Here is a 10,438-nt window from a genome sequence, read left to right as displayed (position 1 = left end):
ACCGGAGCTTCGATGCGTACGTGACGGGTCGACCCCCGCTTCTCACCCCGCTATGACCTGCGGACTCATGCGCTCACTGGGACTTTGCAACAGCCCTGGCCGGCAGCCGGTCGGTCTGGAGGGCGGCGGTCACGATCCGGGGTCGGTGGTGAGGACGGTGACGCCCGGTGGCGCAGTCCAGTGGGCCGGGCCGTTACAGGTATCGGGCGAAAGCCGGACGGGGAGCAGTGTGGCGCAGGTGCGGCCGGTAGCGTTCGGGCGGTCGGAGCGGCGGAGAAGGGAGCGGGCGGGTGCGGGTGCGGGTGGCGGCGGCCCAGTTCGGGTGCGTCGAGGGAGACGTGAGGGCCAACGTGCGGCGGATCGCCGACTTGGCGTCGGAGGCGAGGGAGGCCGGCAGCACGGTGATGGTCTGTCCGGAGCTGGCGCTCACCGGGTACGCGCCTGGGCTGATCGGCGCGGACCGGACGCTGTGGACCGAAGCGGAGGACGCGCGCCTCGACCCGCTGCGCGCCACGGGGATCACCCTGGTGGTCAACGGGGCCGCGGCGGGGCCGGGAGGCCGGCCGCAGATCGTCAGCACCGTATACGCGCCGGACGGCGCCGTGGTGGCGGTGTACGCGAAGGAGCACCTGTACGAGAACGAGCGGGAGGTGTTCGAACCGGGCAGCGGTGGCGGCCGTTTCTGGGCGGACGGCATCGGCTACTCGCTGGGCACCTGCTTCGACAACCACTTCCCCGAGGTGCCCGCGCGGAACGCCGCCCAGGGCTGCCGGGTCCACCTCGCGAGCTCGCTGTACGGGACGGGAGGCGGACGCGAGGAGCGCGGTGCCGTCCATCCGGCGATCGCGAAGGCCACGGGGATGTACGTGGTGCTCGCCAACCACGTCGGCCCCGCCGGGCCGTGGACGGGCTGCGGGGGCAGCGCCGCGTGGGCACCGGACGGGGCCGTGGTGGTCGAGGCCGACGAGAGCGGGCCCCGGCTGCTGGTGGCCGACCTGGAGGTGGAGGTGCGCGACTGAGAACGGAGAGCCCGGCGTGCCGGGCCGGGGCTCAGCGGTAGTCGTCGTCGGGCACGCGGTCGGCCAGGTCGTCGAGCACGGTGAACCGGACCGCCTTGCGCAGCGGCTCGTCCGGCTCGGCGTCGTCGAACTCGGCCTCGGCGTCCTCGTCCGGGTACACCAGGTGCACGGCGGCCTCCTCCGCGGTCGCGGCGCCGGCGTCCGGGCCGACGTCGGTGCCCTCGGTGTCGATACCGTCCTCGACCAGGCGGCCGGCCCGGGGCGAAGGTCCGTCGGCCCAGCGGTCGTCGACCGCCTCGGGGCTGTCGTCGGGTTCCTCCTCCGCCAGCAGCTGGTCCAGGGACTCGCCGCGCTCGGCTTCTTCGGGGGTGGTGCCGTACGCGGTGGCGCCCTGGTAGCCGTCCGGCGGGATGACCCCGGTGTCGAGCGGGTCGTCGTCCAGCCGATCGGTGAGCAGGGAATCGGCAGGTTCGAGGACGCCGTCATCCTCCGCGGGCTCCGGGTCCTGGTCGTCCCAGTCGGTCATGACAGCACCTGTCCTCGTCACTCGGGGTGAGGTCGCACGCAGTTTCTTCATGCTCGCCAGGGAGCCACCCCGCCCGCAACACGGCGCGGCGGCGAGGACCCGGGCCCGGTACCGGGGCGAACGGCCTCCGGAAGAGGCGCGGAAGGACGGGAAACAGGCTGCCTCGCAGGTGGGGGGCCCGGCAGCGGGTCGACCGCCGGTCGGCCGGGAGGGGCGTTACGGAGCGGACGATGTCCGGGTCCGGCAGGCGGCGGCCGGCGGCCGGCGGCCGAGAACGCGTCAGCGGAGATGGGCCGGGAGGTGCCGGACGGATCGGAAGGACAGCGAGGTGGTAACGGTGATGGAGATGGCGGACACGCCCGGTGACCGGGTGCCGGCCGGGCGCGGCCCGGATCGCGGGAGACGCGGGAGACGGCGGAGCGGACGGATCGCGGGAGTGGGGGAGGGTGAGGGCGGAGCGGGGCGGGCCGGGCCGGGGCGGAGCGCGGCTATCCGGGGCGGCAGGGCGGCACGGCATGATGGGGCCCATGGAACGTACGCGCTCTCGCCGGTCTGTGCGGTCGGACCGGATGTGCGGGCGAGGCGTGCGGTGATGAGGCAGGACGGCGGAGTGCCGGGTTTCGTCGGACGGCGGCGCGAAGTGGCGTGGCTGGTCCGGGCGCTCCGGGCCGCACCGTCCGTGGTGCTGGTGGAGGGCGAGGCCGGGGCCGGGAAGTCCGCGCTGGTCGGGCGGGCACTGATCGAGTCCGGAATACCGGGGGAGCGGGTGCTGACCGGCCGGTGCCACCCGGTGGCCGAGCCGACCCCCTACGGCCCGCTGCTGGACGCGCTGCGGCGCAGCCGTCCGGCGCTGGCGGAGGCCGCCCGGCTGCCGCCGAGCACCGGGGCGCTCCGGAGCAGGCTGCCGGACCTGGCCGACCTGCTGCCGGAGGACGCCCCCGGTGCGGCGGGCGACGAGGGCCACCGGCTGACCCGGGGCCTGCGGGCCCTGTTCGAGGCGCTGTTCGACGTGCTGGGCGAGGCGGTGCTGCTGGTCGAGGACGCGCAGTGGGCCGATCGGGCGACCCGGGAGCTCTTGCTGCTGCTGGCCAGGGACCCGCACCCGGGCCTCTCGCTGGTGGTGACCTACCGGCCGGAGGAACTGCCGGACGGCGCGCCCGTGCTGGGAACGGCCTACCGCTGCCCGCCGGGAGTCTCCGGCGGGTCGCTCCGGGTCGGCCCCCTGGAGCAGGCGGAGGTGCTGGAACTGGCCCGCGCCGCGCTCGGCGGCAGCGCGGTCGGCCCCGCCGGGGCCCCCGGGCCCGGTGGTGCGGCCGGTACCGCGGCCGCGCTCGCCGCCCTGTTGCACGAACGGTCGGGCGGGCTCCCGGCCACGATCCTCGAGGACCTGGCGGCCCTGCCCGAGGCCGGTCGGCGGACCGACCCCGTCGCGGCCCTGACCGGCGCGGAGCCGGCCCGCGGCCTGCGCGAGGCGGTCACCGAACGGCTGGCGGGCCTCGGCGAACACGCCCGCCGGGTCACGGAGGCCGCCGCCGTGCTGGACGAGCCGGCCGGTGAGGAACTGATCGCCGAGGTCTCCGGGCTGCCCGCCGAACAGGTCTCCCCCGGCCTGGTGGAGGCCCTGCGCGCGGCCGTGCTGGACGAGCCCGCCCCGGCCAGGTACGCGTTCCGCCGGGAACCGGCCCGGCAGGTGGCGTACCGGCGGATACCGGGCCCGATCCGCTCCGCGCTCCACCGCCGGGCCATTGAGGCGCTGCGCACCATGGAGCCGCAGCCGCTCGTCCGGATCGCCGCGCACACCCGCGCCCTCGGCGACCGGGACGCCTGGTCGCGGGCCGCCGAAGCCGCCGCCGAGCAGGCCGTGCAGCAGGGCGACACCGCGGCCGCCGGCTCGCTGCTGCGCGAACTGCTCGCCGAGGCCGACCTCACCCCCGAGCGCCGGGGCCGGGCCGCCCGGGCGCTGGCCGGCCTCGCCGCGAACGCCGCCTACGACGCCGCCAGCACCGACGTGCTGGCCGGCATCATCGCCGACCCCCGGCTGCCGGTCGCCGACCGCGGCGAGGTCCGGCTGACCCTCGGACTGCGGATCGCCGTCCAGGGCGGCGACCGCGACGGCTTCGCGCTGATCGAACAGGCCGCCGACGAGCTCATCGCCGCCCGGCCGGCCCGCGCCGCCCGGGCCCTGGTCGCGCTCGCGATGAACGAACGCGACGGCGAGGGCTCCGCGGCCTGGGAGCGGATGGCCAGGGCCGCCGCCGCGCTGGAGGCCGAGCCCGACGAAGAGGTGGCCGCCGCCTACCGCGCCACCCGGCTCACCTTCCGAGCCCGCCAGGGCGACCCCGGGCTGTGGCCCGAACTCGACCGGCTGCCGCGCGACGCCTCCAGCCCCGAACTCGTCCGGCAGACCACCCGGGCCCTGTTCAACGTCGGCGACATCTCCTTGGAGACCGGCCACGACCAACGGGCCGGACGGCTGCTCGCCGAGAGCCGCGCCCTGGCCCGGCAGGCCGCGGTCTCCTACCTGGAGTGCTACAGCCGGATCGCCCTGCTGCGCCTCGACGGCCTGGCCGGGCGCTGGCGGGGGCTGGAGGAGCGGTTCGAGGCGCTCTGCGCCGAGTACCCGGACGTGGCGATGGCCAAGGGCGAACGCGCCATGCTGTTCGGCCGGATCGCCGCCTCGCGGGGCCGACTGGCGGTCGCCCGGGCCGAGTTCGAGTCCGCCGCCAGGTACGGGGAACGGGAGTCGCAGGTCACCGCGGCGATCCGGGCCGCCGCCGGGCTGGGCGGGGTGGAGTTGGCGGAGCACGGCGCGGAGGCCGCCGCCGTCGTGCTGGGGCCCGCCGTCGCGGTCCTGCGCCAGGCCGGGGCGTGGGCCCGCAGCGGGGAGGTGCTGCCGATCGCCGTGGAGGTCGCCCGGGGCGTGGGTGACGAGGGTGCGGCCCGGCACCTCACCGAGGAGGCGGCGGAGGCGCTCGACGGGGTGGACGCACCCGCCGCGCACGCGGGGCTGCACCAGGCGCGGGGCGTCCTGCTGGAGGGGACGGACCCGGGCGGGGCGGTCGAGTCCTACCGCCGGGCCCGGGACGCCTGGCGGAGCATCGGCCGCCCCTACGAGGCCGCGAAGGCGGAGGAACGGCTGGCGCGGGCGCTCGCCGACCGCGAACCGCAGACCGCGGCCGAGCGGCTGGCCGCCGCCGAAGCCGCCTACGACACGCTCGGGGCGGCCTCCGACGCCGCCCGCTGCCAGCACGTCCGGCGGGACTCGGGCCTGGGGCGGACGGCCTCGCCCGGGCGGCGCGGCTACGGCGAGGCGCTCTCGCCGCGCGAGCGGCAGGTCGCGGAACTGGTGGGGCAGGGCGTCAGCAACCAGGACATCGCCCAAGCCCTGTTCCTGTCACCGCGCACGGTCGAGCACCACGTGGCCAGCGTGCTGCGGAAGCTGGGAGTGGGGCGGAAGGGCGTGGCGGAGGCGCTGGCCGAGAGCGGGGGCTGAGCGGGAGGAAGCGCCCGGAGCGGGAAGGGCCATGGCCACGGGTGGCGCGCGGGGCGGTGCGGGCGGTGCGGGGCGGCCGCCCCCGGCTGACGGGTGGTCAGTGGTCGGACGCGGCGCGGGCGCGGGTACCCAGGGTTCGGGGCGGAGGTTGGGTAGAAGATACGCATTGTTCGGCCCCGGGGGGCGGGTTTTGCTTGGAGCGTCCCCGATGACAGCCGCCCAGGAGGTTTCGATGACCCGCCGTGAACTCTTCCGCCGCTACGCCGCCGAGCACTTCACCGCCCCGGACGTGTCCACCGGCCGCCGGACCCGTTATCGGGGGACGGTGGAGCGGCAGACCAGCCGCGCCCGGCTGGCCTCGCTGGCGCGGATCACCCCCCGGTACCCGGCGCCGGCGGCGGGCGGCCCGGCGGTGCGGATCCCCGCACAGCGGTCGTACGGGGGCCGCCCCGCGGCCTGCGAGGGCTGAGGAGGGGGAACGGGGCTCAGCGGATCAGGTGGGGGAGGAAGCGCGCGCCCTGGTGGGTGATGGGGCTGTCGTCCGTCTCGCGGATGCCCAGGCCGGCGGACTCGTCGTCGACGACCCAGGTGCCCAGGACGGGACGGTTGCCGTCGAAGTCGGGCAGCGGGTGGTACTGCTGGTAGCAGTAGCCCTCGGCGCCGTAGCGGTCGGGGTCGCCGGCCCAGTCGGCCAGCCGGGTCTGGTTGCCGTCGGGCTCGACGATGCGGATGCCGGCGCCCTCCCGGCCGAGCAGCGGCTTGGCCGCGTACCCCGGGCCGTCCGGATCGGCGAGCTCGCGCGGGCCGTCGAGGTAGGCGGGCAGCAGGTTGGGGTGGCCGGGGTTGAGCTCCCACAGGACGGCGAGCAGGGCCTTGTTGGAGAGCAGCATCTTCCAGGCGGGCTCGATCCACAGGGTGGAGCCGGTGCCGCCGCCGAGGTCGATGACGTCCAGCAGGTGGTCGGCGAACTCGTCGTCCACCAGCCACTCCCAGGGGTAGAGCTTGAACGCGGAGCGGATGAAGCGGTGTTCGAGGTCGACGAAGCGGCCGGACAGCTCGTCCCAGCCGATGTCCTCCATCGCGATGCCCACGGTCCGCAGGCCGGCCTGCTCGGCGCACTCCTGCAGGTAGAGGGTGGTGAGCCAGTCCTCGCCCTCGGTGTCGCCGCGGGAGTGGGCGAAGTGGACGGGCCCGGGCGGCAGGAGGTGCTTCTGGCTCGCCCAGGACTCGACCAGCCGCTCGTGCAGCGAGTTCCACTGGTCGGCCTCGGGGAAGCGCTCCTCCATCCAGAACCACTGCGGCCCGGCGGCCTCGATCAGCGAGGTGGGGGTGTCGGCGTTGTACTCGAAGAGCTTGGCCGGGCCGGTGCCGTCGTAGGCGAGGTCGAAGCGGCCGTACACGCTGGGCTGCTCGTCGCGGCGGCGCCAGGACTCGGCGACGACGGCGGCCAGGCGCGGGTCGGTGATGCCGAAGTCGGCGAAGCGGCCGGTGCGCACCACGTGGTCGGCGGCGGCCAGGGAGAGCTCGTGGAGTTCCTCGACGACCTCCTCCAGGGCCTCGACCTCGGGCAGCGAGAACTCGTAGTAGGCGCTCTCGTCCCAGTAGGCGTGCGGGCCGCCCTGGTTGCACGGGTCGGAGCACATCGCGTACACGAGGCCCTGGGACTCGACGGTGGCCAGCCAGTCGGGGCGCGGGGCGATGGTGTGGCGGCGCACCCGGATCAGCCCCCGCCCGAGCCGCTGCTGCTCCCCTTGGGGCAGCCGAAGCCGCCGCGCTTGGCGGCGGACTTGCTGAAGGTGCCGCCGCTGGCGGTGGCGGTGCCGGAGCCGCAGTAGTACCACTGGCCCGCGCCCGAACCGCCGGCCGAGCAGGAGTGCGAGTCGAGGACCTTGAGCGTGTTCGGGTCGACGCAGCGGCTGGGCGTCCTGGTGGACGAGGAGCAGCCGGAGAGGGTCAGCGCGAGGGTGCCGACCATTCCCAGGGCGACGAAGCCCGAGCGGCGGCGGGCACCGGGTATCGACCGGTCCGGTCCGGCGGAGGAGGAGGGCGGCGGTGTCATGGCGGATCATCGTACGCGTGCCGCCGGAGGGCGGGGGAGGTGCCCCGGAAACTGACGGGACGCCAGGGGCATGGGATATCTTTTGCCGATCCTTGACCACGGCGCGGCTCCCGGCCGCCCGACCCCCGGGGAGCCCCCGCAGATGAACGACATACTCCACGGCCTCGGCGCGGCCGCCGTCTACGGCCTGGTCGGCCTGGTGCTGCTGCTGCTCGGCTACCTGCTGATCGACGTCCTCACCCCCGGCAAGCTGGGCCGGCTGATCTGGGCCGAGGGCAACCGCAACGCGGCCGTGCTGCTCAGTTCGGCGCTGCTCGGCGTCGGCGGCATCGTGTACACCGCGATCCGGTACACCTACGAGGACTTCGGCAAGGGCCTGCTGTCCACGCTCTGCTTCGGCGCCCTGGGCCTGCTGCTGATGGCGCTCGCGTTCTGGCTGCTGGACCTGCTCACGCCCGGGCGGCTCGGCGCGATCCTGGTCTCCACCGAGCCGCACCCGGCGGTGTGGGTCTCGGCCAGTTGCAACCTGGCCGCCGCCGCGATCGTGGCCGCCTCGATCGCCTGAGCGAGCGGCCGGAAGAGCAGGACCGAAAGGGCCGGAGGGCCGGGTCAGCGGCGGACGGCCGGCAGCAGTTCGGCGAGCAGCGGCGCCACCTGACCGGTCTCCAGCAGGAACCCGTCGTGGCCGTACGGCGAGGAGAGCACCCGCGGCGCGTCGGCGTCCGGCAGCAGCGCCGCCAGTTCGGCCTGCTGGGCGGGCGGGTACAGCCGGTCCGAGTCGACCGCGGCGACCAGCGCCGGAACGGCGGCCCGGCGCAGCGCCGCGGCGGTGCCGCCCCGGCCCCGGCCGAGGTCGTGCGCGTTCATGGCCTGGTTGAGGACGACGTAACTCCCCGCGTCGAAGCGGTGGGCGAGTTTCGCGGCGTGGTGGTCCAGGTACGACTCGACGGCGAACCGCCCGCCGCGCCACGGGTGTTCGCCGGACTGCGGGGCGCGGCCGAAGCGGGCGGCGAGCTCGCTCTCGCTGCGGTAGGTGATCTGGGCCAGGCGGCGGGCCAGGCCCAGGCCCCGGTGCGGGCCGCGGCCCGGCGGCAGGTGGTGGTAGTCGCCGCCGTGCCACCCCGGGTCCGCGCGGATCGCGTGCAACTGCGCGGAGGCGTGCGCGATCTGCTCGGCCGAGGCGGCCGCCGCGGTGGCCAGCACCAGCAGCGCCCCGACCCGTTCCGGGTGCGCCACCGCCCACTCCAGGGCGCGCATCCCGCCCATCGACCCGCCGACCACCAGCGCCCAGCGGCCGATCCCGAGGGCGTCCGCGAGGCGCACCTCGGCGGCGACCTGGTCGCGCTGGGTGAGGAACGGGAACCTGCTGCCCCACGGCCGCCCGTCCGGTGCGGTCGAGGCCGGGCCGGTGGAGCCCTGGCAGCCGCCGAGCACGTTCGGCGCGACCACGAACCAGCGGTCGGTGTCCAGCGGCCGCCCCGGTCCGACCAGCTCCGTCCACCAGCCCGGCGTCGGGTGCCCGGGTCCGGCCGGCCCGGTGAGGTGGCTGTCCCCGGTCAGCGCGTGCAGCACCAGCACCGCGTTGGAGCCGTCCGGGCGCGGCGATCCCCAGGTCTGGTACGCCAGCCGGGCCCCGGGCAGGGTGCCGCCCGCCTCCAGGGCGAGCGGCCCGGGCAGCGCGAACCAGCGCCGCCCGCCGACCGGGTCGCCGTCCCGCCAGGCCCCGGAGGCCGGTGGGACGGCGTGCTGAGCCAGGCCGTTCAGGACGCGCCCTTCGCCGAACGGAAACCCGCCTCCAGGTCGGCCCGCAGGTCCGTGACGCTCTCCAGACCGACCGACAGCCGCACCAGGCCCGGCGCCGTCCCGGTGGCCGTCAACTGCTCGGCGTCCAGCTGGCTGTGGGTGGTCGAGGCCGGGTGGATCACCAGGCTGCGCACGTCCCCGATGTTGGCGAGGTGGCTGAACAGCTCCAGCCCGTCCACGAACCGCCGGCCCGCCTCGACGCCGTCGCGCAGCTCGAAGGAGAGCACCGCGCCCGCGCCGCGCGGCAGGTAGCGCTGGGCCGCCGCGTACCAGCGGCTGGACGGCAGGCCCGGGTAGTGGACGGCCGCGACCTCGTCGCGCTGCTCCAGCCAGCGGGCCAGTTCCAGGGCGTTCGCGGTGTGCCGCTCCAGCCGCAGCGACAGCGTCTCCACGCCCTGGAGCAGCAGGAAGGCCGAGTGCGGGGAGAGCGCGGGGCCGAGGTCGCGCAGCAGTTGCACCCGCAGCTTGGCGGCGAACGCGCCCGGGCCGAGGGCGTCCCAGAAGCGCAGGCCGTGGTAGCTCGGGTCGGGCTCGTTGAAACCGGGGAAGCGCTCCGGGTGGGCGCCGAAGTCGAAGCTCCCGCCGTCCACGACCACGCCGCCGATGGTGGTGCCGTGCCCGCCGAGGAACTTGGTCGCCGAGTGCACCACGACGTCCGCGCCGTGCTCCAGCGGCCGCAGCAGGTACGGGGTCGGCACCGTGTTGTCGACGATCAGCGGGACCCCGGCGGCGTGCGCGACGTCCGCGACGCCGCGCACGTCCAGCACGTTGCCGCGCGGGTTACCCAGCGACTCCGCGAACAGCGCCTTGGTGTTCGGCCGGATCGCCGACCGCCACGCCTCCGGGTCGTCCGGGTCCTCGACGAAGCTCACCTCGATGCCGAACCTGGGCAGCGTGTGCCGCAGCAGGTTGTAGGTGCCGCCGTACAGCGAGGCCGAGGAGACCAGGTGGTCGCCCGCCTGGGCCACCGTCAGCAGCGCCAGCGTCTCGGCCGCCTGACCGGAGGCCAGCGCGACCGCCGCCACGCCGCCCTCCAGCGAGGCCAGGCGCTGCTCCAGCACGTCGGTGGTCGGATTGTGGATGCGGGTGTAGATGTTGCCCGGCTCGGCGAGCGAGAACAGGTCGGCGGCGTGCGCGGTGTCCCGGAAGGCGAAGGAGGTGGTCTGGTAGATCGGCACCGCCCGCGCCCCGGTCGCCGGGTCGGGCTGCGCGCCCGCGTGGATCTGCCGGGTCTCGAACGACCAGCCGGGAACGGCCTCGGGGCTCTGCTCGGACATGCTGCTCCTGTACGGGTCACGGGCGCGGGCGGGCACGGCGGAGCCGTCGCTCGGGCGCGGGAGGGCGGGGAGGGGCACCGTCGACGGGCCGGACGGCCCGGGGTGCCCTCCGTGCCGGCGGCGCGGCGGCGCCGCCGGACGGTCACGGCGTCAGGTAAGCACAGGCCGTGAACGGCCCGCCAGCGGATCGCGGAAGCGGAAACGGGAGGACACGGGGCGCAACGCACCGGAGACCTGACGGGTCATCATCTGATCGTAGTG

At 75.7% G+C, this 10,438-nt stretch carries 9 protein-coding genes; 4 read left to right on the top strand and 5 right to left on the bottom strand.

Going from position 1 to position 10,438, the window contains the following annotated elements; all coding sequences use genetic code 11:
• Positions 1-290: 290 nt before the first annotated feature.
• On the top strand, positions 291-1,019 hold the full coding sequence (locus OO48_RS28410) for a carbon-nitrogen hydrolase family protein (protein ID WP_342449667.1): 729 nt from the start codon (positions 291-293) through the stop codon (positions 1,017-1,019).
• Positions 1,020-1,050: 31 nt separating this feature from the next.
• Here the strand turns inward: OO48_RS28410 and OO48_RS28405 are convergent, their stop codons facing one another.
• Complete coding sequence (locus OO48_RS28405) at positions 1,051-1,545, bottom strand: DUF5709 domain-containing protein (RefSeq protein WP_063830756.1); 495 nt, start codon at positions 1,543-1,545, stop codon at positions 1,051-1,053.
• Positions 1,546-2,137: 592 nt separating this feature from the next.
• Here OO48_RS28405 and OO48_RS28400 point away from each other — a divergent pair.
• Entirely contained in the window at positions 2,138-5,038 is a 2,901-nt protein-coding gene (locus tag OO48_RS28400) for an ATP-binding protein (RefSeq protein WP_033221335.1), read from the top strand.
• 232 nt (positions 5,039-5,270) lie between these two features.
• Positions 5,271-5,507, top strand: a complete 237-nt coding sequence (locus OO48_RS28395; RefSeq protein ID WP_033221333.1) for a hypothetical protein — start codon at positions 5,271-5,273, stop codon at positions 5,505-5,507.
• A 16-nt stretch (positions 5,508-5,523) separates the two neighbouring features.
• Here OO48_RS28395 and OO48_RS28390 read toward each other — a convergent pair whose 3' ends face one another.
• Both OO48_RS28390 and OO48_RS28385 read right to left on the bottom strand, forming a co-directional pair.
• Positions 5,524-6,753 carry a glutathionylspermidine synthase family protein gene (locus OO48_RS28390; protein WP_033221332.1) on the bottom strand — a complete coding sequence of 410 codons (1,230 nt, stop codon included), beginning with the start codon at positions 6,751-6,753 and terminating at the stop codon, positions 5,524-5,526.
• A 5-nt stretch (positions 6,754-6,758) separates the two neighbouring features.
• Positions 6,759-7,097: a hypothetical protein gene (locus tag OO48_RS28385; protein ID WP_063830755.1), complete on the bottom strand. Its 339-nt coding sequence runs from the start codon at positions 7,095-7,097 to the stop codon at positions 6,759-6,761.
• A 142-nt stretch (positions 7,098-7,239) separates the two neighbouring features.
• Here OO48_RS28385 and OO48_RS28380 point away from each other — a divergent pair, with 142 nt between their 5' ends.
• Complete coding sequence (locus OO48_RS28380) at positions 7,240-7,662, top strand: DUF350 domain-containing protein (protein WP_033221330.1); 423 nt, start codon at positions 7,240-7,242, stop codon at positions 7,660-7,662.
• Positions 7,663-7,706: 44 nt separating this feature from the next.
• On the opposite strand, the gene metX is transcribed toward OO48_RS28380, so the two are convergent.
• Together metX and OO48_RS28370 are read right to left on the bottom strand one after the other, a co-directional pair.
• Positions 7,707-8,861: a homoserine O-acetyltransferase MetX gene (metX, locus tag OO48_RS28375; protein ID WP_081952443.1), complete on the bottom strand. Its 1,155-nt coding sequence runs from the start codon at positions 8,859-8,861 to the stop codon at positions 7,707-7,709.
• Entirely contained in the window at positions 8,858-10,177 is a 1,320-nt protein-coding gene (locus OO48_RS28370) for a bifunctional o-acetylhomoserine/o-acetylserine sulfhydrylase (protein WP_033221326.1), read from the bottom strand. Before OO48_RS28370 ends, metX begins: the two co-directional genes overlap by 4 nt.
• Positions 10,178-10,438 lie beyond the last annotated feature (261 nt).

It is taken from the genome of Kitasatospora phosalacinea (genome assembly GCF_000716545.1).
GTDB classification, from domain to species: domain Bacteria; phylum Actinomycetota; class Actinomycetes; order Streptomycetales; family Streptomycetaceae; genus Kitasatospora; species Kitasatospora phosalacinea.
Note: the sequence above shows the minus strand (reverse complement) of the source record. Positions and strands in the feature narration are given on the sequence as shown.